Annotated in this window: 20 protein-coding genes; 4 read left to right on the top strand and 16 right to left on the bottom strand. The window is 71.5% G+C overall.

Features of this window, described 5'->3' with window-relative positions; translation table 11 throughout:
• Positions 1–128 precede the first annotated feature (128 nt).
• On the bottom strand, positions 129–1,691 hold the full coding sequence (locus IF55_RS15415) for an FAD-dependent monooxygenase (protein WP_063763969.1): 1,563 nt from the start codon (positions 1,689–1,691) through the stop codon (positions 129–131).
• A 106-nt stretch (positions 1,692–1,797) separates the two neighbouring features.
• Between IF55_RS15415 and IF55_RS15410 the strand changes: the two genes are divergently transcribed.
• Positions 1,798–2,451, top strand: a complete 654-nt coding sequence (locus IF55_RS15410) for a TetR/AcrR family transcriptional regulator (protein ID WP_030884736.1) — start codon at positions 1,798–1,800, stop codon at positions 2,449–2,451.
• 47 nt (positions 2,452–2,498) lie between these two features.
• On the opposite strand, the gene cimA is transcribed toward IF55_RS15410, so the two are convergent.
• The 6 genes from cimA to IF55_RS15380 form a co-directional block, all read right to left on the bottom strand.
• Positions 2,499–4,130: a citramalate synthase gene (gene cimA / locus IF55_RS15405; protein WP_030884732.1), complete on the bottom strand. Its 1,632-nt coding sequence runs from the start codon at positions 4,128–4,130 to the stop codon at positions 2,499–2,501.
• Positions 4,131–4,762: 632 nt separating this feature from the next.
• Positions 4,763–6,100 (bottom strand): MFS transporter, encoded by a 1,338-nt coding sequence (locus tag IF55_RS15400; RefSeq protein WP_030884729.1) that lies wholly within the window; start codon positions 6,098–6,100, stop codon positions 4,763–4,765.
• Between the two features lie 66 nt (positions 6,101–6,166).
• The gene (locus tag IF55_RS15395) at positions 6,167–7,420 is read right to left on the bottom strand and encodes a TolB family protein (RefSeq protein WP_051776179.1); all 1,254 of its coding nucleotides are present in this window, start codon (positions 7,418–7,420) and stop codon (positions 6,167–6,169) included.
• 88 nt (positions 7,421–7,508) lie between these two features.
• Entirely contained in the window at positions 7,509–8,603 is a 1,095-nt protein-coding gene (locus IF55_RS15390) for a TolB-like translocation protein (protein ID WP_030884725.1), read from the bottom strand.
• Positions 8,604–9,076: 473 nt separating this feature from the next.
• Entirely contained in the window at positions 9,077–10,162 is a 1,086-nt protein-coding gene (locus IF55_RS15385; protein ID WP_030884723.1) for a branched-chain amino acid aminotransferase, read from the bottom strand.
• A 236-nt stretch (positions 10,163–10,398) separates the two neighbouring features.
• A complete protein-coding gene (locus IF55_RS15380) occupies positions 10,399–11,442 on the bottom strand; it encodes a 3-isopropylmalate dehydrogenase (protein WP_030884720.1) in 1,044 nt (347 codons plus the stop codon).
• Between the two features lie 130 nt (positions 11,443–11,572).
• On the opposite strand from IF55_RS15380, the gene IF55_RS15375 reads away from it, so the two are divergent.
• A complete protein-coding gene (locus IF55_RS15375) occupies positions 11,573–13,198 on the top strand; it encodes a purple acid phosphatase family protein (RefSeq protein WP_048831994.1) in 1,626 nt (541 codons plus the stop codon).
• Between the two features lie 37 nt (positions 13,199–13,235).
• On the opposite strand, the gene IF55_RS15370 is transcribed toward IF55_RS15375, so the two are convergent.
• From IF55_RS15370 to IF55_RS41195, 3 genes are all read right to left on the bottom strand, one after another.
• Positions 13,236–14,003, bottom strand: coding sequence for an SDR family NAD(P)-dependent oxidoreductase (locus tag IF55_RS15370; protein ID WP_030884716.1), 768 nt, complete (start codon positions 14,001–14,003; stop codon positions 13,236–13,238).
• Positions 14,000–14,659 carry a TetR/AcrR family transcriptional regulator gene (locus tag IF55_RS15365; protein ID WP_030884713.1) on the bottom strand — a complete coding sequence of 220 codons (660 nt, stop codon included), beginning with the start codon at positions 14,657–14,659 and terminating at the stop codon, positions 14,000–14,002. Before IF55_RS15365 ends, IF55_RS15370 begins: the two co-directional genes overlap by 4 nt.
• Positions 14,660–14,734: 75 nt before the next feature.
• Positions 14,735–14,866 carry a hypothetical protein gene (locus tag IF55_RS41195; protein ID WP_281180964.1) on the bottom strand — a complete coding sequence of 44 codons (132 nt, stop codon included), beginning with the start codon at positions 14,864–14,866 and terminating at the stop codon, positions 14,735–14,737.
• A gap of 346 nt (positions 14,867–15,212) precedes the next feature.
• On the opposite strand from IF55_RS41195, the gene IF55_RS15360 reads away from it, so the two are divergent.
• Positions 15,213–15,842, top strand: coding sequence for a Uma2 family endonuclease (locus tag IF55_RS15360; RefSeq protein WP_030884711.1), 630 nt, complete (start codon positions 15,213–15,215; stop codon positions 15,840–15,842).
• A gap of 77 nt (positions 15,843–15,919) precedes the next feature.
• Here IF55_RS15360 and pruA read toward each other — a convergent pair whose 3' ends face one another.
• Positions 15,920–17,551, bottom strand: a complete 1,632-nt coding sequence (gene pruA, locus IF55_RS15355) for an L-glutamate gamma-semialdehyde dehydrogenase (RefSeq protein ID WP_030884704.1) — start codon at positions 17,549–17,551, stop codon at positions 15,920–15,922.
• A 90-nt stretch (positions 17,552–17,641) separates the two neighbouring features.
• Positions 17,642–18,568, bottom strand: a complete 927-nt coding sequence (locus IF55_RS15350) for a proline dehydrogenase family protein (RefSeq protein WP_030884702.1) — start codon at positions 18,566–18,568, stop codon at positions 17,642–17,644.
• Between the two features lie 277 nt (positions 18,569–18,845).
• Between IF55_RS15350 and IF55_RS15345 the strand changes: the two genes are divergently transcribed.
• On the top strand, positions 18,846–20,072 hold the full coding sequence (locus IF55_RS15345) for a PucR family transcriptional regulator (RefSeq protein WP_030884698.1): 1,227 nt from the start codon (positions 18,846–18,848) through the stop codon (positions 20,070–20,072).
• A gap of 95 nt (positions 20,073–20,167) precedes the next feature.
• Here the strand turns inward: IF55_RS15345 and IF55_RS15340 are convergent, their stop codons facing one another.
• The 4 genes from IF55_RS15340 to serA form a co-directional block, all read right to left on the bottom strand.
• On the bottom strand, positions 20,168–20,362 hold the full coding sequence (locus tag IF55_RS15340) for a ferredoxin (RefSeq protein ID WP_030884695.1): 195 nt from the start codon (positions 20,360–20,362) through the stop codon (positions 20,168–20,170).
• A gap of 69 nt (positions 20,363–20,431) precedes the next feature.
• Positions 20,432–21,649, bottom strand: coding sequence for a cytochrome P450 (locus tag IF55_RS15335; protein WP_030884692.1), 1,218 nt, complete (start codon positions 21,647–21,649; stop codon positions 20,432–20,434).
• A gap of 234 nt (positions 21,650–21,883) precedes the next feature.
• Complete coding sequence (locus IF55_RS15330) at positions 21,884–22,819, bottom strand: PRC and DUF2382 domain-containing protein (RefSeq protein WP_030884689.1); 936 nt, start codon at positions 22,817–22,819, stop codon at positions 21,884–21,886.
• Between the two features lie 307 nt (positions 22,820–23,126).
• Positions 23,127–24,719: a phosphoglycerate dehydrogenase gene (serA, locus tag IF55_RS15325; protein WP_030884686.1), complete on the bottom strand. Its 1,593-nt coding sequence runs from the start codon at positions 24,717–24,719 to the stop codon at positions 23,127–23,129.
• Positions 24,720–25,151 lie beyond the last annotated feature (432 nt).

The raw sequence follows: 25,151 nt of genomic DNA, 5'->3' as shown, positions 1-25,151 counted from the left end.
CCCGCCCGCGCCCCCACGAAACCCCCCGCGCTCCCCACGAACCGGAAGCGCCCCCTCGCACGCGGATGCGCCTCCCTGGAAGCGGAAGCACCTCCTCCCGCACGGACGCGCCTCCCCGGAACCGGCAGTCAGCGACCGAGGCGCCGCAGGTAGTCCGCCACCACAGCCCCCTGCTCCCCGGCGTTCCCCGCCTCCCCCGTGTCCCCCGGCAGCCGCAACGCGACGTAGTCGTCGGGTCGTACGAGCACGACTCCGCCGCTCTCCATTCCGTACGCGGCGCGGGCGTGCCCCTCGTGGTCGTCGAGCCCGTCCAGGCCGCCGTCGATCAGGCACGTGCGCAGCGGTCCCGCGTACTCCTCCCCCGCCCTGGCCAGCGCTTCGGCGCTGTCGGGGCCGAAGCCGAGGAGCGTGTGCCAGGGGCCCGCGAACCGCTCGAAGAGCCGCACCGGCCGGCCGGTCGCCGCGTCCCGGCAGGGCGCGTCCGGGGCCCGGTCGCCCGCCGCGAGCCCGCCGCCCGCCGCCGCCCGCTCCCCCGCGCCGCCGGACAGGGAGCTCCAGCGGTAGCCGACCCCCAGAGTGCTGGTCTCGGCGCTCGCGCCCACGTCCGTGCCGAAACGGCCCTCCCCTGCCCCCTCCATGATCCGGCGCAGGCCCTCGTTGCTGGTCTTCAGCGTCCACGCGGCGATGGGCAGCCGCTCCTCCTCGTACGTGTCGAGCAGGCCGGGCCCCGCGTGGCCGCCGGTGACCAGCGCGAGCTTCCAGCCGAGGTTGAAGGCGTCCTGGATGCCGGTGTTCATGCCGAGGCCGCCCGCTATGGAGTGCACGTGCGCCGCGTCCCCGACGATGAAGACCCGGCCCTCGCGGAAGCGGTCGGCCATGCGGACGTTGACGCGGTACGTGGACCGCCACGTCGGATTGGCGAGCCGTACGCCCGGAACGCCGGCGACGCGGTCGAAGAGGTCCTGGAAGACCTCCAGCGTCGGCTCGGGGAGCCTGCCCCGCTCGTCCGTGCCGGCCGCCCCTTGGAACTGCCAGTGCGAGGTGCCGCGGAACGGGCAGAGCAGGACCCCGGCGCCCTCGCCGAACCACTGGTGCCAGTAGCCCCGGTCGAGGCCGTCCGCCTCGACATCGCCGATGATCATCATCTCCTCGGCCGCCGTCTCCCCCTCGAAGCGCGCGCCCAGCGCCTTGCGCACGACGCTCTTGCCGCCGTCGCACCCGGCCAGGTAGTCCGCCTCGATGGTCCGTCCGTCGGCGAGCGTGGCCCGCACGCCGTGCTCGTCCTGCGTGAAGCCGGTCAGCTCGCAGCCGAGTTCGACCCGCACCCCGTACTCGGCGAGCTTGCCGCGCAGCGCGTCCTCGACGCGCCACTGCGGCAGCAGCAGCCCGCTGGAGTACGGGACGCCGGGCCGCGCCGCCTCGGGGTCCCCGGAGCGGCTGTCCTCGACGGGCACGCCGCCGACGTACTTGCGCAGCACGATGTGCTCGGTCCCCACCGCCGCCAGTTCCTCGTCCAGTCCGAGGCCGGCGAGGAGTTCGCGGCTGCGCTGGTTGAGGCCCTTGCCGCGGGAGCCCCGGGGGAACTCGGGGGACTTCTCGATGATCCGTACGGCCACTCCGGACCGGGCGAGCGAGCAGCCCAGCGTCAGGCCGGCGGGGCCGCCTCCCACGATCAGCACGGTGGTGTTCACACGGCTTCCTTCCGTCGTCGTGGCGTCCATGGAACGCCCACGGGACGAAAAATGCAACCGAGTAACGAATTTATCTTGGTTAAGAAAGACCTGTTAGGGTGGCGGCGTGAGCGAGGAGACCGGACTGCGGGAACGCAAGAAGCAGCGCACGCGGCGGGCGCTGTCCGACACGGCCATCGGCCTCTTCCTGGAGCACGGCTTCGACCAGGTGTCGGTGGCGGACGTGGCAGCGGCGGCGGAGGTATCCAAGCCGACGCTGTTCCGCTACTTCCCCGCCAAGGAGGACCTCGTCCTGGAGCGCATCGCGGACCACCAGGGCGAATCGGCGCGCGTGGTCCGCGACCGCGCACCCGGCCAGTCGCCCCTGGCGGCGCTGCGCGCCCACTTCCACGCGCGGCTGGACGCCCACGACCCGATCACGGGCCTGAGCGACAACCCGGCGGCGCGCGCCTACACCGACCTGCTCTTCACGACCCCGAGCCTGCTGGCCCGCCTGCTGAGCTACACGGACCGGGACGCGGACGAACTGACGTCCGCGCTGCTGGCGGCCGCGCCGGGGCTGGACGCGTCGGGGCTGGACGCGTCGACGGCGCGGCTGTCGGCCGGCCTGATCCTGCTGGCCCACCGGCACCTCGCCCGGGAGAACTGGCGGAAGCTGTCCGACGGCCTCACCCCCGAAGCCGCCCTGGCCGACGCCCACGCCGCCGCCGACCGCGCGTACGACATGCTCACGCGGGGGCTGGGGGCCGGCTACGGGTGAGGAGGAGCGTGCCCCCTCCCCCTCACCGCGCGGAACTCGTGCGGGACTCACTCCCGCGGCTCGACCCCCGCGCGCCGCAGCCCGTACGCGTACGCGTCGTCCAGCGCCTGCCACGACGCCGCGATCACGTTCTCGGCGACGCCGACCGTCGACCACTCGCCGCGTCCGTCGCTCGTGGAGACCAGCACCCGCGTGATCGAGCCGGTGCCCTGGTGGCCCTCCAGGATGCGGACCTTGTAGTCCACCAGCTCGAACTCCGCGAGCTGCGGATAGATCCGCTCCAGCCCCACGCGCAACGCCCGGTCCAGCGCGTTCACCGGGCCGTTCCCCTCGGCCGTCGCCACCAGCCGCTCGCCCTTGGCCCACAGCTTCACGGTCGCCTCGTTGGCGTGCGTACCGTCCGGGCGGTCCTCGACGATCGCGCGCCAGGACTCGACCCGGTAGTAGCGCGGCGCGCGCCCCTCCTCCCCCTTCTGCAACTCCTCGCGGAGCAGCAGCTCGAAGGAGGCGTCGGCGGCCTCGTACGTATAGCCCGCCAGCTCCCGTTCCTTGACGCGCTCCACGACGCGGCCGACCAGCTCGCGGTCGTCGCCCAGGTCGATGCCCAGTTCCCTGCCCTTGAGCTCGATGGAGGCGCGGCCGGCCATGTCGGAGACCAGCATCCGCATGGTGTTGCCGACCCGCGCCGGGTCGATGTGCTGGTAGAGATCCGGGTCGACCTTGATGGCGGAGGCGTGCAGCCCCGCCTTGTGGGCGAAGGCGGAGACGCCGACGTAGGGCTGGTGGGTGGAGGGGGTGAGGTTGACGACCTCGGCGATGGCGTGCGAGATCCGCGTCATCTCCTCCAGCCCGCCGGCCGGCAGCACCCGCTTCCCGTACTTGATCTCCAGCGCCGCGACGACGGGGAACAGGTTGGAGTTGCCGACCCGCTCGCCGTAGCCGTTGGCCGTGCACTGCACATGGGTCGCGCCCGCGTCCACGGCGGCCAGCGTGTTGGCGACCGCGCAGCCCGTGTCGTCCTGAGCGTGGATGCCGAGCCGCGCGCCGGTGTCCGCGAGCACGGTCCGTACGACCGCCTGGACATGGGCCGGGAGCATGCCGCCGTTGGTGTCGCAGAGGACGACGACCTCCGCGCCCGCCTCGTGGGCCGCGCCGACGACCTGCTTCGCGTACGCCGGGTTGGCGTAGTAGCCGTCGAAGAAGTGCTCGCAGTCGACGAAGACGCGGCGGCCCTGCCCGCGCAGGTACGAGACGGTGTCGCGGACCATCGCCAGGTTCTCGTCCAAGGTGGTGCGCAGGGCCAGCTCCACGTGCCGGTCGTGCGACTTGGCGACCAGGCAGACGACCGGGGTCTCGGCCGCCAGCAGCGCCGCCACCTGCGGGTCGTCCTCGGCCCGTACGCCCGCCTTGCGGGTCGCGCCGAACGCGACGAGCCGCGCGTGCTTGAAGTCGATCTCCTCGCGCGCCCGCCGGAAGAACTCCGTGTCCCGCGGATTGGCCCCCGGCCAGCCCCCCTCGATGAAGCCGACGCCGAAGTCGTCCAGGTGGCGGGCGATGGTCAGCTTGTCCGCGACGGAGAGGTTGATGCCCTCACGCTGCGCGCCGTCGCGCAGCGTGGTGTCGAAGACGTGGAACGCGTCGTCGGGCGCGTCGCCGGGGGCGTCGTGTGCGTCCTGCATGCTGATGTGACTCCTGTCGGGATCTCGGTCTACCGGAATGACCGGCTCCACCGTCTCCCTACGCCCTCCGCGCCGATCGCCTCCGGCGGGGTTGGGTGCCGGGAAACGAAAAAACCTCTCGCGGGTGCGAGAGGTCTGCGCGCGGGTCTTCGAGACACGGTTTCCGCGCCGTACTGGGGTGGTACGGGGCGGTCACTGCGGACCGGCGCGCCTGCTGCCAATAATCATGGCGAACGAGAGCACGGTGGGATGGTGGCACAGCTTTCCGGCGCCGCGCCGGGCCGTCTCACCATCCGGTCAGAGATTCGCCCTCAAACGCCGGGCGGGCTTGATTTCAACCCACCCAGCCGATCCCAATCACCCCGCCCGGCCACATTCCAGCCCGGCCGGCGATTGAGGCCATCAGCGACGCCGAGCCGCACCCAATCAAGCCCGGCCGGCGTTTGAGGCCATTGGTGACCGACACTCGCAACGGACCGCACCCGATCAAGCCCGCCCGGCGATTGAGGGCATTGGCGCGGGGGCGCGGCGGATCACGTACCCGATCAAGCCCGCCCGGCGTTTGAGGGCATGGCGCGGAGGCGCGGCGGATCACGTGCCCGGACAAGCCCGCCCGGCGTTTGAGGGCATTGTCAGGCGCGTTCAGGGACCGTCGGAGTCGATGGCTGCGACGGATTCGCCGGCTGCCGGCCGACTCGTTTCAGGTCGATATCCCTGGTCTCGCGCATGGTGAGGTAGACGATGAGCGAAATCGCGGCACACCCGGCCACATACCAGTAGAACCCCGATTCGATGCCGCCCTTCTTGAACCACAGGGCCACATACTCGGCGGTCCCGCCGAAAAGCGCATTGGCAATGGCGTAGGGGAGGGCGACGCCGAGGGCCCGTACGCCCGTGGGGAAGAGTTCGGCCTTCACGCAGGCGTTGATCGATGTGTAGCCGGTGACGATGATGAGCGCGAGGAGCGCGAGGCCGAGCGCGGGCCAGAAGGACCCGGCGTGCTTGAGCAGCGTCATGATCGGCACGGTCAGGAAGGTCGAGCCCACCGCGAAGGTGATCAGCAGCGGGCGCCGCCCGATGCGGTCCGAGAGGGCTCCGGCGAGCGGCTGGAGGCACATGAAGAGGAACAGCGCGACAAAACTGACCAGGGACGCCGTCGGCTTGGCCATGCCCGCGCTCTTGGAGAGGAACTTGGTGAGGTACGTCGTGTACGTGTAGTACGCGACCGTGCCCCCCATCGTCAGCGCGATGACCAGGAACGCCTCGCGCTTGTGCCGCAGCAGCGCCTTGAGCGTGCCGCGCCGCGCGATCTCGGCCGCGTCGGCCGCGTCGTTCTCGTCCGCCTCGTACACCTCCGTCTCCAGCAGGTTGCGGCGCAGGTAGAAGACGATGGCGGCGCCGACGGCGCCGACGATGAACGGGACGCGCCAGCCCCAACTGTGCAGCGCGCTCTCGGACATCGTCCGCTGCATCACGATCTGGAGGCCGAGGCCGACGAGCTGGCCGGCGGTCATGGACACGTACTGGAAGCTGGAGGCGAAGCCGCGCTTGCCGGGCGCGGACGCCTCGGTGAGGTAGGTCGCGCTGGCCGCGTACTCGCCGCCGACCGACAGCCCCTGGAGGAGCCGGGCGACCATGAGGACGGCGACGCCGCCGTAGCCCGCGACCGCGTAGGTCGGGGCGACCGCGATGAGGATCGCGGAGGCGGACATCAGCGTGACGGTCAGGGTGAGGGCGGCCTTGCGTCCCTTGCGGTCACCGATCCGGCCGAGCAGCCAGCCGCCGACCGGCCGCATGAAGAAGCCGACGGCGAAGATCCCCATGGTGTTCATGAGGTTGGCGGTGTCATTGCCCTTGGGGAAGAACGCGTCCGCGAAGTACACGGCGAACGTCGCGTACACGAACCAGTCGAACCATTCGACCATGTTGCCGGCCGAGCCGACCCAGATCTTCTTCCAGTGCTGTCCCATGGTCGATCACGGTGGCGGAGCGGGCCTGTCCACGACAAGGGCCCGGCCGGCAACGATCACACTTCTTTATGAGCGCGTTGTCCCCGGCTGCCGCAGCCACCGTACGAACACGTCGCTCTCCCCGTTGGTGTCGCCGGGCACGAGGTCGGCGGAGGCGGAGTCGAAGGCGACGGCGCTGCCGTCCTCGTTGACGGCGGGGTTGCCCGCCGAGTGGTCGTTGCGCCCGCCGTCGACATCGACGCTGATCAGCCGCGTCGCCCCGGTGGCCAGGTCGCGCAGGTACACGCTCTCCGGCCCGTCCGTGTCGCTCAGCCTCCGCTGGACGTACGCGACGTGTCCGCCGTCCGCGCTCAGCGCCGCGCTCCTCGTGTAGACCTTGCTGCCGGCGCCCTTGACGATCGTCGTGCGGCCCTGGTCGAGGTCGCGGACGAAGACGTTGACGCTGCGGTTGGTGTCCCCCGGTACGAGGTTGGCGGCGTACGAGTCGAAGGCGACGCGGCGGCCGTCGGCGCTGATGACGGGGCCGGTGGACTCGCGGTCGGCGTCGCCGCCGCCGTGGGCCGTGCTCACCTTCTCCACGGTGCCGCTGTGCATGTCGCGGACGTAGATGTCGCTGTAGTTGGCGGGGCCGCCGCGGTTCGGTATCGCGTACTGGTAGGCGATGTAGCGGCCGTCGGCGCTGATGGACGGCCGCCCGGCGGCCCGGGTGCCGTCCGCGGAGGTGGGGCTGACCTGCTCGATGGCGCCGTTCTGGGTCTTGTAGCGGTAGACGCGCGGCTGCTCGACGCGGTCCGGCGTCGAGGGCAGGGTGGCGGTGAAGGTGACGTACGCGCAGTCGGAGCTGATCTTCGGATCGCCCGCCGAGATGAACTCGACGCCCTCGAACGTGTTGCTGGTGCGTCCGATCTTCCCGACCGGCCGGAACCGCAGATAGACGGTGGGGCGGCCGTCCGCGGGCGAGTTGCTCGTCATGTTGGTGGCCTCCGAGACGAAGGCCGTGAAGATGTGGCAGCTCGACGGGGCGTACGAACGGCCGTCGGGCGTCTGCCCGTTGTAGCCCCAACTGACGGACCGGCCCGCGTGATAGGCGTTGGACCGGCCGCCGGCGTCCGAGGTGAACGAGACGTTCGTCCCGTCGCCGAACGACGGGCCGAAGGACACGGCGTCCCACTGCGCGCCGTCCGGCGCGTGGCTGATCCGCTCGGTGTACGGGCGGGCGGGCGGCTCGTCGGCGGCGGTGGCGGTGGCGGGCAGGGCGCCGACGGCGAGCGCGGCGCCCAGCGCGAGGACGGTGGCGGTGGCGCGTACGGCTGTGGACACGTTCTCTCCCCCGATGAAGCCGTTCGGGCGGGCCGCCCCCTGGTGGCGTCGACCCGCCCGGTCCGGCTGGTTGATGTGGTGGCAGTGGTCAGCGGACGCGGCGGACGAAGACGTCCGCGAAACCGTTGGTGTCCCCGGGCACGAGGTCGTCGGCGCCGGAGCCGAAGGCGACGCTCCCGCCGTGCCGCGTGAGCGACCCGGGTCCGACCGTGGCGGGCCCGGTGGCCACGGTCCGGTCGCGGCCGGTGCGCAGGTCGCGCAGGCGGAGCGCTGACGCCCCGTCCGCGTACAGGAGCCGGCGCCCGTCGGGGCTGAGGGCGCGGGCCTGGACGCCGGGGAGCCGGCTCGTACGGCCGGTGCGCAGGTCGCGTACGTACGCGTCCGGGCCCAGGTTGTACGCGACGGTCCGGGCGTTGCCGCTGAGCTGCACGAGGCTCGCGGGGGCGGCGTCGTGGGAGCCGTCGATCTGCTGGAGCCGTCCCGTGCGGAGGTTCTTGACGACGATGTCGTCGGTGTCGGGGCCCTCGCCGAGGCGGCGGTGGGTCTGGTAGGCGATCGTCTCGCCGTCGCCGCTGATCGAGCCCTCCGTCATGTCGAACTGCTCGGGCGTCGGCTCATGGCTGGCCTTGATGTTCTCGCCGGTCTTCCGGTCGCGGATGTAGACGGCTCTGGGGTCGGCGGGGTGGTGCGGCTTGTCGGTGTAGGCGGCGTAGCGGCAGTCGGCGCTGATCGAGTTGAGCGTGGAGCCGCCGCGGGCCTGCCCGAACACGTCGCGCTTGCCGGTCTTCAGGTCGTGGACCATGCCCTGGATGTCGTGGGAGCCGAAGTCGTTGAAGCCCACGCAACTGCCGTCGGCGCTCATCCGCAGCCCGTACAGGCCGTCCCGGACGAAGGTGAGCGCGCCGGTGCGCAGGTCTTTGACGAAGGTGTCGGGGAACCGGGAGTTGGCGTCCGGGGTCAGGTTGGTGGCGCGCGAGGTGAAGGCGACGTACCGCCCGTCCGCGCTGATCACGCCCGCGGTCGAGGCGGCGTCCCCCTGGGTGCCGTCCGCGGCCACGCTGGCTCTCACCGTGCGCGGCCGGTGCGTGGCGCCGGTATCCGCCGCCGTCGCGGTGGGCAGGGCGGCCACCGCGACCACCGCCGTCAGTGCCGTACCGAACGCCGCTCGTACAGCGATGGGCATGGTTCCCCCCGGAACACCCGTTTCCCCCCGGCCCTTCGCCGAAGGCCCGCGAGGATGCAACCGCACCACGAGCGACCCGGTCAATGCGACCGAATGCGTACAACCCCGCCTCGTGATCACACGTCCGCGCGGACCGACGCCCACAGCGCCGGCCGCGCCCCGCCCAAGTACGTCCAGTACGCGGGCCTCCGGCCGGCACGCCGAGAGCACGCACCGGACGCCGCTCCTTCACCCACGGAGATCCATCAGAAACGCCCTAGCCGCCGCACGCCGCGTAGGCGTTCGCCGGGCCCGCTGGACGCGGCGCCCCCATCACGACTCGCGGCGACCGCGAAAGGGCCGTCTCCCGACACCGCGGTGTCGGGAGACGGCCCTTGGACGCGCGCCCGCGCGGCGGCGCTCGGAGCCCGCGTACCGGGCTCCTGGCCCCGGTCGTCCGCCCGATGGACCCATCGCTCGGCGCGAGCCGACCGTCAGCCCAGGGGGTGCATCCAGCCGTGCGTGTCCTCGGCGGCGCCGGTCTGGATGTTCAGCAGCGCCTCGCGGAGCTTCATGGTGACCTCGCCGGGGGTGCCGTCGCCGACGGTCCAGTTGGCCCGCGCGGACTTGACGGAGCCGACGGGGGTGATGACGGCGGCGGTGCCGCAGGCGAAGACCTCGGTGAGGGTGCCGTCCGCGTTGCCGGCCTTCCAGTCGTCGGTGGAGACGCGGCCCTCGACGGCCTCGTACCCGAGGTCGGTGGCGATCTTGAGCAGCGAGTCGCGGGTGATGCCGGGGAGCAGCGAGCCGGTCAGCTCGGGCGTGACGATCTTGTTCCCGTACACGAAGTACAGGTTCATGCCGCCCATCTCCTCGACCCAGCGGCGCTCGATCGCGTCCAGCCAGACGACCTGGTCGCAGCCCTGCTCGGCGGCCTGCGCCTGCGCGACGAGCGAGGCGGCGTAGTTGCCGCCGGTCTTCGCGGCGCCGGTGCCGCCGGGGGTGGCGCGGACGTACTCCTCGGAGAGCCACACCGAGACCGGCTTCACGCCGCCGGAGAAGTAGGCCCCGGCCGGGGAGGCGATGACGATGAAGAGGTATTCGTTGGCGGGCCGCACGCCCAGCCCGACCTCGGTGGCGATCATGAAGGGGCGCAGGTAGAGCGAGGCCTCGCCGCTGCCGGGGACCCAGTCCTTGTCCTGCTTGACGAGCGCGTCGCACGCCTCGATGAAGGTCTCGACGGGAAGCTCCGGCATGCCGAGGCGGCGGGCGGAGGACTGGAACCGCTCGGCGTTGGCGTGCGGACGGAACGTCGCCACGGAGCCGTCGGGCTGACGGTACGCCTTGAGCCCCTCGAAGATCGTCTGCGCGTAGTGCAGCGTCATGTTGGCGGGGTCCATGGACAGCGGCGCGTACGGCACGAGCTGGCCGTCGTGCCATCCCCGGCCCTCGGTCCAGCGGACCGTCACCATGTGGTCGGTGAAGAAGCGGCCGAATCCGGGCGCCGCCAGGACGCGCTCCCGCTCGGCGTCGGACAGCGGGTGCGCGGAGGGCTTGAGCTCGATCGTGGGCGTCGTCATGAGTGGTAGTCCTTCACGGTTTCAAGGTGTGGTGGACCGCGCTCACTCCGTCCCGGCACTGCTAGGACGTCCGAGCTTCCCCTCAATACCGCGGCCCCACGTCCGATTATCGCTCGGGTGGGGCCGTGGACGGAAACGTGTGCGCGGCCTGGGGTCGATGGTCGCACCCAACCGCGTGGTAGCACAGCGGCGGGCGCCTGAGGACTGGCCCGTCGCTGTGTGGTGTGCGGCGGACGTCAGCCCGCTACTCGCGCGCTGAGCGCGTCGCCGATCTCCTCCGTCGTACGGGCCGCGGCGCCGTCCCGGGCGGCGAGGTCGTCCGCGACGGCGGCCTCGATGCGGTCGGCCTCGGCCTCGAAGCCGAGGTGGCGCAGGAGCAGGGCGGTGGACAGGACGGTGGCCGTGGGGTCGGCCTTGCCGGTGCCCGCGATGTCCGGCGCGGAGCCGTGCACCGGCTCGAACATGGACGGGAAGTCGCCGCTCGGGTTGATGTTCCCGGAGGCGGCGAGGCCGATGCCGCCGGTCACGGCGGCCGCGAGGTCGGTGAGGATGTCGCCGAAGAGGTTGTCGGTGACGATGACGTCGAACCGCTCGGGCTGGGTGACGAAGAAGATCGTCGCGGCGTCGACGTGCAGGTAGTCGGTGGTGACCTCGGGGTACTCGGCGCCGACCGCGTCGAAGATCTTCTTCCACATGTGGCCGGCGTGCACGAGGACGTTGTTCTTGTGGACCAGCGTCAGCTTCTTGCGCGGACGGGCCTTGGCCCGCTCGTACGCGTCGCGCACGACGCGCTCCACGCCGTAGGCCGTATTGACGCTGACCTCGGTGGCCACCTCGGCGGGGGTTCCCGTGCGCAGGGAGCCGCCGTTGCCCGTGTACGGGCCTTCCGTGCCCTCCCGGACCACGACGAAGTCGATCTCGGGGCGGCCGGCCAGCGGGGTGGCCGTGTTGGGCAGCAGCTTCGACGGACGCAGGTTGACGTAGTGGTCGAAGGCGAAGCGGAGCTTGAGGAGGAGCCCGCGCTCCAGCACGCCGGAGGGGACGGACGGGTCGCCGATCGCGCCGAGCAGGATCGCGTCGTGGTTCTTCAGTGACTCCAGGTCGGCGTCGGGGAGGGTCTCGCCGGTGGCGTGCCACCGCTTCGCGCCGAGGTCGTACTCCTCGGTCTCCAGCTTCACGTCCGAGGGGAGGGCGGCGGTGAGCACCTTGAGGCCCTGGGCCACGACTTCCTGGCCGATACCGTCACCGGGGATCACTGCGAGGCGAATGCTGCGAGACATACCGGGACCCTACCCCCGTGTCCCGCCGATTGACATCGGTCGTCCACTATCCGGACAAGCCGTCGGCCGGTCGGCTGGCGTTCACCCGTAGTACGCATGACCGTTGGGCCGCCCTGACACGTTGTGATGCATGGAGACACCACGGTTCGGCATACCCGACCATCTCGCGGCGCGTATGACGATGCCCGAACAGCACGAGTACCTGCGGACGAAGCTCACCCGGCGCGGCATGCTGCGCGCGGGGGCCGCGAGCGCCGGGGCCGTCGCGGGCGCGGGCCTGCTCACGGGCGGCACCAACGCGTACGCCGCGCAGCCGGCCACCGCCCCGGCCGCCGGCCCCACCCTGCTCACCTCGCACGCCACCACCAAGGTGAGCGGCCACCTCGTCGCGCCGTTCGGCCGGCACCTCGCCTTCGGGGCCGACCCCAGGACGCAGATGCGCGTCTCCTGGCAGGTGCCGTTCGCCGTCAAGCGGCCGTTCGTACGGATCGGGCTCAAGCCCTGGGACCTGAGCCACAAGATCCACGCCGAGGTGCGGGACCTGCACACGCCGGCGCTCTCGAAGAAGCAGCCCGCCGTGGACCAGGTCTATCTGCACGCCGCCCTCGACAACCTGCGCCCCGGCCGCACCTATTACTACGGCGTGGGCCACGACGGCTTCGACCCCGCCGACCCGCGGAACCTCTCCTCCATCAACACCTTCACCACCGCCCCGGCGCGCGCCGAGAAGTTCACCTTCACCGCCTTCGGCGACCAGGGCGTCACCTACGACGCGCTCGCCAACGACCAGCTCATCCTCGGCCAGAACCCGGCGTTCCACCTGCACGCGGGCGACATCTGCTACGCCGACCCGTCGGGCTCGGGCCGTACCAGCGACGTGTACGACGCCCGGGTGTGGGACCAGTTCCTGGCCCAGACCGAGTCGGTGGCGGCGCGCGTCCCGTGGATGGTGACCACCGGCAACCACGACATGGAGGCCTGGTACTCCCCGCACGGCTACGGCGGCCAGAACGCCCGCTGGACGCTGCCGGACAACGGCATCGACCCGGTGGACGCCCCCGGGGTGTACTCCTTCTCCTACGGCAACGTCGCCTTCGTCGCCCTGGACGCCAACGACGTCTCGTACGAGATCACCGCCAACACCGGCTACACGGCGGGCCGCCAGACCAAGTGGCTCGACCGGCGCCTCGGGCAGTTGCGGGCGCGGCGCGGCATCGACTTCATCGTCGTCTTCTTCCACCACTGCGCCTTCTCGACGACCAACGCGCACGCCTCCGACGGCGGGGTGCGCGACGCGTGGGTCCCGCTGTTCGAGAAGCACCAGGTGGACCTGGTCATCAACGGGCACAACCACGTGTACGAGCGCACCGACGCCATCCGCCGCGGCAAGGTCTCCAAGAAGGTGCCGATCGGCGAGACGGTCGACTCGACGCGCGACGGCATCGTGTACGTGACGGCGGGCGGCGCGGGCAAGTCGCTCTACGACTTCCCGGTGGCCGACAGCTACGAGGGCCACGTCGCCGACCTCGACAGCGTGCCCACCTACCACTGGGCCAAGGGCGGCGGCAAGGACAAGGAGACGGTGGAGTGGTCGCGCGTCCGCTACACCGGCTACTCCTTCATCGCCGTCGAGGTCGAACCGGGCCACCGCCCCCGGATGCGGGTGACGACGCTGGCCGAGGCGGGCGGACGGCTCGACCACTTCGACGTGGTGCGCGGCCCCGACCACGGCCACGGCCACGGCCGGAGCCACTGACGCCCGGCCGTCCTTACGGCACTGGTCCGGCCACCCGTCAGGGTGCGGAGTAGCCGCCGTCCACGGGGTGGAAGCTGCCGTGGATGAACGACGCCCGGTCGCCGAGCAGGAACGCGACCAGCTCGGCGACCTCCTCGGGGGTGCCGAACCGGCCCGCCGGGTGGAGCGAGGCCAGGTGGGCGCGCAGGGCGGCATCGGCGACGCTGAGCACCGGCGTGTCGATGAAGCCGGGACCCACGGCGTTGACCCGGATGTTCCGCGAGGCGTACTCAAGGGCCGCGGTCTTGGTGAGGCCGATGATGCCGTGCTTGGTGGCGACGTAGGCGGAGGCGTTGGCGAAGCCGTTGACGCCGAAGGCGGAGGACATGTTGACGACGGCGCCACCGCCGGCGGCGAGCATCGCCGGTATCTCGTAGCGCATCGAGTAGAAGACGCCGTTGAGGTTGGTGTCGATGACGCTCCGCCAGTCCTCGGGCGCGTACTCCCCTATGGGGCTGTTCGCGCCGGTGAAGCCCGCGTTGTTGACGGCGAGGTGGAGCGCGCCGTAGGTGTCGACGGCGAAGCCCACGGCGGCCTCGACGGAGGCCGCGTCGCTGACGTCCACGGTGACGGCGACGGCGCGGGCGCCGTCGGCCGTCAGCTTGGCGGCGGTCTCACGCGCCGCCTCCTCGGCGCGGTCGGCGACGACGACGGCCGCGCCGCCGGCGGCCAGCCGGTGCGCCACCGCCTTGCCGATGCCGGACGCGGCGCCGGTGACCAGGGCGGTCCGGCCGCTGAACTCCTCGGCGTCAGGGGCGTTGCTCATGGGTGCTCGGTCCTCTCTGTGGTACCGGGAGCCACGATGGGCAGCTCCCTCGTGAGAGTGTCGAAGGCCCGGCCCACGAGGTCGGGAAGGCTCTCCGCTCCCCCGCCACGCGCCCACGCCGTCTCCGCGGCCACCAGCGCCCCGGCCCCGACGGCGACCACGATGGCGGGCCGCAGGTCGTGGTTCAGGTCGTCCGGGTCGACGCCTAAGCGCTCGGCGATGATCCGCACCGCGCCCTCCTGGGCCTCGACCTGGATGTGCTGGGCGGCGGCGTAGAGGGTGGGTTCCCGCTCGGCGAGGCTCATCAGGCCGAGCATCTCGGGCCTGCGGTGCCAGGCGGGCTCGTCGTCGGCGAGCCAGTCGAACACGGCCGCGCGGAAGGCGACGAGCGGCGGTTCATGAAGCGGGCGCGCGCGCAGTGCCGCGTTGATGCGGTCCATGTCGGCGCGGATGCCGTCCAGGACCGCGTCCTCCTTGCCGGCGAAGTGCCGGCTGAAGGTGCGGCGGGCCACGTCGGCGCGCTCGGCGATGTCCTCGACGCTCACGTCGTGCAGCCCGCGTTCCAGGACGAGTTGGACGGCCGCCCGGGAGAGGGCGTCGCGGGTGCGGCGGGCGTCCCGCCTGCGGCGGTCCGGGCGTGGCCGCTCGACACTCATGGGGCGAGAGTACACCGAGCTGTCCCATCGGGACACTTGTCCCGGTGGGACATCGAAGACCCGAAGGCGGCCGGCTCAGTGGCCGGTCACCCCGCCGTTGTCACGGCGGTCGAGCGCCCGCTGAAGAGCCGCGGCGGCGTTCCTGCGGTCGGCGTCATCGGCGGCACGGGCGATACGACGGGTCCTGCGGACAGCGGTGTCGGCCATGATTCACGTCTCCTCTTACTGAACCCGAGGGAAAAGGTCGGTCGAAGATCGGATGAACGCCGGAGGGGCGGGGGCCTGGGTGCCACAGGGATCACCTGCACACGCGCACCGGGCCGCGACCGCCATCGCCCGATGGGGCGAGACGTCGGCTCCTACAAAGTTAGGCCACCATCCCCGTGCTGTCTGCACAATTACTTGGGCTTCCTACTATCTGAGACGGCGCGGTCACTCGATCTGATGATCCGCCCTGATCTCCGATCGGCATACCAACGCGACCACCACTGTGGCGGTGTCGCTTGTGCCGCCAGGCCGCCGACGCCCACACTTGAGGAGGAGGTGCTGCACCATGTCCGCTCTCGCATACGAGACGCCCGAGGCCGCGATGCCCGGACCTGATCTGGACGAGGCCCTGTGGCAGGCGTGGAAAACCATGGAACTCCCCGAGGGCTTCCGCGCCGAGATTGTCGAGGGGTTCATCGAGGTGTCGCCCACAGGCCGTCATTCGCACGGTCAGATCGCCAACGAACTGCGGGACCAATTGGTGATGTTCTTGATGAACAGCCAGTACGTCTCGCGCCAGGACATGAACATCATCCACGGCCGCAAGATCCTGATTCCTGACGGCTTCATCACACACAAGGAATCCGAGGAGCACGTCACGGACGACGGCATCGGGGTCAAAGCGTCCGCCGTACAACTGGTCGTCGAAGTCGTCTCACCCGGTCACGACAGTGTCCAGCGCGACCGGGTGCGCAAGCGCCGGGCCTACGCCCGTGCCGGCATCCCCGTCTACGTCCTCTTCGACGATTACGACGGTCACGGCACCGTCACCATTCTCTCGTCCCCCTCCCCCGCCGAAGCGGTCTACGCCGCCGAGACCCGCGTCCCCTACGGCACCGAAGTGACCATCCCCGAAGGCCCCGCCAAGGGCCTCGTCATCGGCGAAGAGATCACCGGGCCGCCGCGCAAGCGATAGCCCGCAGTACGCACGCCGACGGCCCGGCGCCCCCACAGCGGGGGTGCCGGGCCGTCGTCATACGGCAGCGGGAAGTGTCAGCCCATGTGCGGGTAGCGGTAGTCCGTGGGGGCTACCTGGGTTTCCTTGATGGCGCGGGGGGAGGACCAGCGGAGCAGGTTGAACTTGGAGCCTGCCTTGTCGTTGGTGCCGGAGGCGCGGGCGCCGCCGAAGGGCTGCTGGCCGACGATCGAGCCGGTGGGGCGGTCGTTGATGTAGAAGTTGCCGGCCGCGAAGCGCAGCTTCTCGGAGACGGCGGCCACGACCTGCCGGTCCTTGGCGAGGACGGCGCCGGTCAGGGCGTAGGCCGAGGCCGACTCCATCTGGTCGAGCATGGCGTCGAAGTCGGCGTCCTCGTAGACATGGACCCCGATGATCGGGCCGAAGTACTCGGTCTTGAAGACCTCGTTCTCCGGGTCGGAGCAGGCGATCACGGTCGGGCGGACGAAGTAGCCGACCGAGTCGTCATACGTGCCGCCGGCCACGATCTCGCAGGCGGCGTCGGACTTGGCGCGGTCGATGGCGGCCTTGTTCTTGGCGAAGGCGCGGTCGTCGATGACGGCGCCGATGAAGTTGGACAGGTCCGTGACGTCGCCCATCGTGAGGCCCTCGACCTCGGCCGCCAGCTCGTCCTTGAAGCCGTTCTCCCAGATGGAGCGCGGGATGTACGCCCGCGAGGCGGCCGAGCACTTCTGGCCCTGGTACTCGAAGGCGCCACGGGTGATGGCGGTCTTGAGGATCTTCGGGTCCGCGCTCGGGTGGGCGACGATGAAGTCCTTGCCGCCGGTCTCGCCGACGAGGCGCGGGTAGGACTTGTAGCCGGCGATGTTCTCGCCGACGGACTTCCACAGGTGCTGGAAGGTCGCGGTCGAGCCGGTGAAGTGGACGCCCGCCAGGTCCGGGTGGACCAGCGCGACCTCGGAGACCTCCTTGCCGTCGCCCGTGACGAGGTTGATGACGCCCTTGGGCAGGCCGGCCTCCTCCAGGAGGCGCATCAGCAGGATCGCGGAGTGCGTCTGGGTCGGTGACGGCTTCCAGACGACCACGTTGCCCATGAGCGCGGGCGCGGTCGGCAGGTTGCCCGCGATGGCGGTGAAGTTGAAGGGCGTGATCGCGTAGACGAAGCCCTCCAGCGGCCGGTGGTCCATCCGGTTCCACACGCCGTTCGGCTGGATCAGCGGCTGCTCGTTGAGGAGTTCCCGCGCGAAGTGCACGTTGAAGCGCCAGAAGTCGACGAGCTCGCAGGGCGCGTCGATCTCGGCCTGCTGCGCCGTCTTGGACTGGCCCAGCATCGTGGAGGCGGCGATCGTCTCGCGCCAGGGGCCGGAGAGCAGCTCGGCGGCCTTGAGGATGATCGCGGCGCGGTCGTCGAAGGACATGGCGCGCCAGGCCGGGGCGGCGGCCAGCGCCGCGTCGATGGCGTCCTGGGCGTCCTGCCGGGTGGCGTTGCGGTACGAGCCGAGCACGGCCTTGTGGTTGTGCGGCTGTACGACGTCGAACCGCTCGCCGCCGCCCATCCGCCGCTCGCCGTTGATCGTCATCGGCAGGTCGATGGGGTTCTCGGCCAGCTCCTTGAGCTTGGCCTCCAGGCGGGCGCGCTCCGGGGAGCCCGGGGCGTAGCCGTGCACCGGCTCGTTGTACGGGGCGGGGACCTGGGTCACGGCGTCCATGGTGGCCGTCTCCTTCGATCGGGGGTGTGAGGCGGGTCTATCGGGTCTGGCGGGCGTCTCGGGCCCGGGGGCGTATCGGGTTCCGGGGGCTCAGCCTCGGGTGGCCAGCGAGCGCAGGAAGAACGTCAGGTTGGCCGGGCGCTCGGCGAGCCGCCGCATGAAGTATCCGTACCAGTCGGTGCCGTACGGGATGTAGACCCGCATCCGGTGGCCCTCTGATACCAGCCGCTCCTGTTCCGCCGCCCGGATGCCGAAGAGCATCTGGAACTCGTACTCGTCCAGTTTGCGCCCGTAGCGGCGGCCCAGGTCCTGGGCGATGGCGACCATCCGCGGGTCGTGCGAGCCGACCATCGGGTAGCCCTTGCCCGCCATCAGGATCTTCAGGCAGCGGACGTACGAGCGGTCCACCTCCCGCTTGTCCTGGAAGGCGACGGAAGCGGGCTCCTTGTACGCGCCCTTGACCAGGCGCACCCGCGAGCCTTCCCCGGCGAGCGCGTGGCAGTCCTCCTCGGTGCGGAAGAGGTACGACTGGACGACGGCGCCGGTCCGGGGGAAGCGCTTGCGCAGCTCGGCGAGGATCGCGAGGGTGGAGTCGACCGTGGTGTGGTCCTCCATGTCCAGGGTGACCGTGGTGCCGGCCTCGGCGGCGGCCTCCACGACCGGGGTGACGTTGGCGAGCGCGAGGTCGTGGCCGCCGGCCAGCGCCTGGCCGAAGGCGGAGAGCTTGACGGACATCTCGGCGCGCGCGCCGAGCCCCTGCCCGGCCAGCGCCTCCGTCAGCGCCAGGTAGGCGTCGCGGTTGCGGAGCGCCTCGGCCGGGTCGGTGATGTCCTCACCGAGGTGGTCGAGGGTGACCTCCATCCCGCGCTCGCCGAGCGAGCGGACCACGGCCATCGATTCGTCCAGTCGCTCGCCGGCGACGAAGCGGTCCACCACGGGGCGGGTGACCGGCGCGGCCGAGACGAGACGTCGGATGCTGTCGCTGCGTGCGGCGGCAAGGAGCACAGGACCCAGCACGGGCACCTCCACGTTTGTGCGCTTCCGGGGTCCGGCCGAAGGGCCGTTTCCGCAGGAAGACAGGTGTTGACGAATGCCGCGGCAACGCGTCGCGACGGCAAGGTGAGCCACCGTGAAATTTAAGTTTCATACGGGCCCACGACTATCGACACCTGTCACGCCTTCGTGTCCGGGATCTCAGACAGATGTATGAGAATGGGGAGGCGGCCGTGTGGGGCGGATGGGACGGCACGCCACACTCGGGCACAGAGGGTCACCGGAGAGGAGTCACAGCGCGATGCGCGGGGACTATCAGCAGCTCGTGGACGAGATCTCAGCGGCGCTGGGCGCGCCCGCGACGCTGGAGGACCGGGACTTCGCGCTGATCGCCTTCGGCGCCCACGACAGCGACGGCGACCTCGATCTGGTCATGGACCCGGTCCGTACCCGCTCGATCCTCCAGCGCCGCTCGACGGCGGCGGTACGGGCCTGGTTCGAGGCGTTCGGCATCTCGCGCGCGCAGGCCCCGCTGCGGATTCCGCCGGACCCGGCGGCCGGGGTGTTCCACGGCCGCATCTGCCTGCCCGTACGCCACCGGGGCGTCGTACACGGCTACGCCTGGCTGCTGGACGACGGCCACCTCGCCGACCTCGAACTCGGCGGGCCCGGCACCCCGCCGGACCCGCGGCTCGCCCAGGCGATGGAGACGGCCGCCCGCATCGGCGCGCTGCTCGCGGCGGAGGCGCGGGCCGGGCGCGAACTCGGCGAACTGCTGCGGGAGTTGCTCACCAGCGCGCCGGCCGGCCGGGACGCGGCGCGCGACGCCTTGCGGGGCGCGCTGCCGGAGGCGGCCGGGGGGCCGCTCGCGCTCGTCGCCGTCACCCCCTGGGACCGGGAGGATCTGGACGCCGCTCCCCTGCCCAGCCTGCCGGGGCTCCTGGCCGCGTGCGCCGTCCCGGAGGCCGCCGACCGGCCGGACGGCGGGGCGGGGCGCGGCGGCGCGGAGCAGGACGCGGCCGCGGGGCTCGCGGCGCTGGTGCGGCTGCGCTCGCCCGCCGCCCTGGACCCGGCCCGCGCGGTGGCCGAACAACTGCTGCGCTCCCCGCGCGCGCACGGTTCGGGCGCGGGCGTCAGCGATCCGCGCCGGGGGCTGGCCGACGCCCCCGCCGCCTGGCGCGAGGCGCTCGCCGCGGCGCGCGCGGCGCGCGCGGAGGCGCGGTTCGGCCCGGTCGCGGAGTGGGGCGGCGTGGGCCCGTACCGGGTGCTCGCGGGCCTTCCGGCCGGCGGGGCGGCGGACCGGGTCGTACGGCCGCTGCTGGAGCGCTCGCACACGGAACTCGCGCGGACGGCCGAGGTGTTCCTGGACTGCGCGGGGCAGGCGGGGCGTACGGCGGCCCAGTTGGGCATCCACCGGCAGACGCTCTACTACCGGCTGTCGAAGGTGGAGCAGCTCACCGGCCTCGACCTGGACGAGGGCGAGGACCGGCTGCTGCTCCACATGTCGCTCAAGGCGGCGAGGCTATAGGGCGGCGGAGCCGCGGCGAGACTGTAGGTGCGGCGGATTCAGGGCGGGCCGCTGTGCCCGTCGGCACGGCGTCCGTTGCCCTGAACCCGCGCCGTTCACACTTCCGTCAGAGAAATGGCTTGAACCGGGCAGGCGCGCGCCGCTTCCCTCGCCAGCGGGTCGTCCGTTCCGTCCTCCTTTCCGGGGAGCAGGGCGCTGAGGCCGTCGTCGTCCTGGGTGAAGACGCCGGGTGCGGTGAGGGCGCACTGGCCGGAGCCGATGCAGATGTCGGTATCAATGGTGATGCGCAAGGCAGGAGGTGTCTTCTCGGCCTCCTCGGCCTTCTCGGTCATGCCGCCGGGCCTCCTTGGTCTTCCCGCTCACCAGGTCACGGGCATGGCGAAGAGGCCCTGCAGGGTGTCGCCGGGCTTGAGGGGCACCTGGTCGGCGGGGACGGCGAGCCGCAGGGTCGGGAAGCGGGTGAGCAGGGCGGTGAGCGCGATCTCCAGTTCGGCGCGGGCCAGGTTCTGCCCGAGGCACTGGTGGACGCCGAAGCCGAAGGCCACATGGTGGCGCGCGGAGCGGCGCACGTCGAGCCCGTCGGGGTCCTCGTACGTACCGGCGTCGCGGTTGATCATCGAGGTGCTGAGGATGACGCCCTCGCCGGTCTTGATGACGCCGCCGCCGTCCAGCTCGATGTCCTCCAGGGCGACGCGCACCATGCCGTCGGCGATGGACAGGAAGCGCAGCAGCTCTTCCACGGCGCCGGGGATCAGGGACGGGTCGGCGCGCAGCGCTTCGAGCTCCTCGGGGTGTTCGAGGAGCGTGTACATGCCGAGGGCGATCATGTTGGAGGTGGTCTCGTGGCCCGCGACGAGCAGGAGCAGGGCCATCAGGACCAGTTCGTGGCGGTCGAGTTCGCCGGCGGCGAGCCGGTCGGCGATCAGTTCGTCGAGGAGCCCCTCGCCCGGTTCGGCCTCCTTCTTCACCACCAGGTCGAGGAGGTAGTCCTCCAGGTCGAGGCGGGCCGCCTTGGATTCGCCGGCCGTCTCGGCGGTGAGCAGCTTGCGGGAGCACTGCTCGAAGAACTCGTGGTCGTCGTAGGGGACGCCGAGCAGCGAGCAGATGACCATGGACGGTACGGGCAGCGCGAACGACGCGACCAGGTCGGTGGGGCCGCCCTGCTCGGCCATCGTGTCCAGGAGTCCGTCCACGATGCGCTGGATCTGCGGCCGCATGGCGGCGACGCGCTTGAGGGTGAAGCTCGGTATGAGCATCCGGCGCTGCGCGGCGTGCAGGGGGTCGTCGACGCCCAGCAGCGGGATGACGACCTCCGCCTGGTTCTCGGCCCGGGGGGCGATCACGGGAAATCCCGGGCTGCGCCGGTCGGTGGAGAGGCGCTTGTCGGTGAGCAGGGCCCGGGCCTCGGCGTGGCCGGTGACCATCCATACCTCGCGCCCGTCGTAGAGCGTGGCGCGGTGCATGGTTCCGGCATTCTTCAACGGTTCGTAGTCGACGGGCGGGTGGTAGGGACACGTACGGTCGGCGGGGAAAGGGGGCGTCTGCGGCGTCAGCGGTCGGATAGCGGCCTCGGTCATGGGACCTCCCAGGCGGTGTGACATGGTGTCCGTCTCCAGTCGATGCCTCTCGGCCGAGATCGGCTATGCGTAGATCAGCCATGTTGCGCGCTGCCTGGGACGTTCTACGGGCGCGGGAGTGCCGGCAGAGGAGGTGCGGCCGAAAGTGGCGTGTGATACGCACGGGTTCCGGAGCCGGGGCCCGCTGCCCCGGCTCCGGAACCCGTCACCGATCCGGTCGCCCGTAGCGGCGGCTCAGCGGTGGCGTCCGGTGTCGCCCGGCTCCTGGTGCTTGGACTTCAGGCCGTCGTCGTACTCGACCTCCTCCTTGCGGACCTGGGCGCGCACCTCCTGCTGCCCGCTGACCTTCTTGGTGTCCATCCGCACCCGCTCCACGGGCACGGTCTCCTTGCGGACGACGGGGACCTCCTCGTGGAGGACGACCTCCGTCTCGCCGTCGGAGAGGTTCGCCGTGCGGCCGGCGGCGCGGCGGTCGTCGGGGCTGATGGCCTCGCGGTGGACGGTGACCTCCTCGTGGCTCACCGGCACGGTCTGCGAGACGTCCTCGGTGACCACGTGCTTGCGCAGGTGGGCGCGGCCGCTCTCGCGTTCCTCGGTGCCCCAGGACACGCGTTCCTCGGAGAGGATCATCTCCTCGCCCTGGCCCTTGGCGGCCGTGGCATCTCCGGCGTCCCGGCCCCGCGACGGCGCCCCGGCGCCGGCCAGTTGCGCGGTGTCCGTACGGCCCCGGGCGCCCTCGCCCGTGCCGCGGCCCGCTGCCCCGGCCATCCCCGCGGCGCCCGCGGTCCCGGCGGCCGCGGCGGTGTTTCTGCCCTGGCCCGACTCTCCGGCCCGACCCATGGTCCGGCCGCCCGGCGTCAGTCCGTAGTGCTCGTAGAGACGGTCCTCCTCGCCGGGATCGAGGTGCCCGTCGGCGTCGATCCGCGGCGCGTCCTTGATCGTGTCCTTGCTGTGGGGGACGCGCAGATCGCCGTCCACCTTCTTGGCCCCGGCGAGGGGCACGAACGTCTCCTTCATCCCGAACAGACCGGTGCGCACGGTGATCCACTCCGGGTCGCCGGTCCTGTCGTCTCGGTAGACCTGCTGCACCGATCCCACTCGGTGGCCGTCGGTGTCGACCACGCTCATGCCGGACAGGTCTCGTTGCGTTTCGCCGTGGGGTGCGGTCATGGCGACTCTTCTCCTTCCGCACGCTCCGACAGTTATGGGCGCGCTCTCCCATTGCGCGCCGCCGCCACCCGGGCGGCGACTGCTGCGCCCCCTACCACGCCGTCCGCCGGCCGCACAGCGGCTCCCTTGAGGGGGAGACCCGAAAACGGCCTCGTTCCCCCATTCGGGCGAATGGTTGACCGGTCACCCAAACAGCTCACCCCACCGGTCGCGCACCCGGTCACACAGACGGGCCCGGCCCCCGCCGAAAAGGCGGGGCCGGGCCCGGTTCTCCGTACCGCTGCCGGTACGCGCTGCTCGGTGCTGCTCAGTCGTTCAGATTGACCGTACGAGCCGATGTCGCGCCGATCTCCACGGCGATCTCGGCGAGCACGGGCGCCGGGATCGACTCGTCGACGGTGAGGGCGACCAGCGCCTCGCCGCCCTCGCCCGACCGCGAGACCTGCATGCCCGCGATGTTGATGCCGGCCTCGCCGAGGATGCGGCCGACGGTGCCGACCACGCCCGGCCGGTCCCCGTACCGCAGGAACGCCATGTGGTCGGCGAGGGCCAGGTCCACGTCGTGCTCGCCGACCGCGACGATCTTCTGGAGGTTCTTGGGGCCGGCCAGCGTGCCGGAGATGGAGACCTCGTCGCCGTCCGCGAGCGTGCCGCGCACGATCACCACATTGCGGTGCTCGGTGGACTCGCTGCTGGTCGTCAGGCGGACCTCGACGCCGCGCTCCTGCGCGAAGAGCGGCGCGTTGACGTACGAGACGGTCTCGTCCACGACGTCCACGAACACGCCCTTGAGCGCGGAGAGTTCGAGCACCTTCACATCGTGCTGGGTGATCTCGCCGTACACCTCGACGTCGAGGCGGACCGCGACCTCGCCCGCGAGCGCGGTGAAGATCCGGCCGAGCTTCTCGGCCAGCGGCAGCCCCGGCTTCACATCCTCGGCGATGACCCCGCCCTGGACGTTGACCGCGTCCGGCACCAGCTCGCCCGCGAGCGCGAGCCGCACGGACTTGGCGACCGCGATGCCCGCCTTCTCCTGCGCCTCACCGGTCGAGGCGCCCAGGTGCGGGGTGGCCACGACCTGGTCGAAGTCGAAGAGCGGCGAGTCGGTGCACGGCTCGGAGGCGTAGACGTCCAGGCCCGCGCCGGCGACCCGGCCCTCCTTGAGCGCCGTCGCCAGCGCCGCCTCGTCGACGATCCCGCCGCGCGCGGCGTTGACGATCCGCACGTGCGGCTGGACCTTGTGCAGCGCGTCGTCGCCGATCAGGCCGATCGTCTCGGGCGTCTTGGGCAGGTGCACGGTGATGAAGTCCGCGACCTCCAGCAGTTCGTCCAGGGTCAGCAGCTTGACGCCCATCTGCGCGGCGCGCGCGGGCTGCACATACGGGTCGTACGCGACGATCTTCATGCCGAACGCGGACATCCGCTGCGCGACGAGCACCCCGATCCGGCCGAGCCCGACGACGCCCAGCGTCTTCTCGGACAGCTCGACGCCCGTGTACTTGCTCCGCTTCCACTCGCCGTTCTTCAGCGCCGCGTTGGCCTGCGGGATGTTGCGGGCAGTCGCCACGAGCAGGCCGCAGGCCAGCTCCGCGGCGGTGACGATGTTGGAGGTCGGGGCGTTCACGACCATCACGCCGGCCTTGGTGGCGGCGGACACATCGACATTGTCCAGCCCGACGCCCGCCCGGGCGACGACCCGCAGCTTGCGGGCGGCGGCGATGGCCTCGGCGTCGACCTTGGTCGCGCTGCGCACCAGGATCGCGTCGACGTCGGCGATGGCGGGGAGGAGTTCGGCGCGGTCCGCGCCGTTGCAGTGCCGGATCTCGAAGTCCGGGCCGAGGGCGTCCACGGTGGCGGGCGACAGCTCTTCGGCGATCAGTACGACGGGTTTCGTGCTCACGTGGTCATCAGTCCTCACTGGTCCTTTGCGGACGGCCGTCCCGACGGCCGAAGGCGGTGAAGGGGGGCGCTGCCGCGTGGAAGACGCACGACGCTGTGAGCCTGACGCGCTTGTTGCAGAGCAGTGTATCGGCGCTCCGGGGTGCGTTTGGCCTACCCGCCCAAATCACTTGGACGGACCCGAGCACCGTGCGAAACGCGCGTGCGCCTCGGAGCGCGCGCCTACGTTCGGGCCCGGCGCGTCGGCGCCGTACGCACCCGGTCCGGGACAGCGCGCGTACGCGCCGGGTTCGCGGCGGCGTGCCGTACGGACGGGACCGGAACGCCCCGGCGTACGGACCGGGCGAGGAGCCCGCTCCGTCGCCGCCGCCCCCTCGGCATACGGGTGCGCGCCGTCGCGGCGGGGAAACCCCCGCCGTGACGGCGCGACATG

Source organism: Streptomyces varsoviensis (assembly GCF_000718635.1).
Taxonomy (GTDB): domain Bacteria; phylum Actinomycetota; class Actinomycetes; order Streptomycetales; family Streptomycetaceae; genus Streptomyces; species Streptomyces varsoviensis.
The sequence above is the reverse complement of the archived record's forward strand: the minus strand, read 5'-3'. Positions and strand labels throughout refer to the sequence as shown.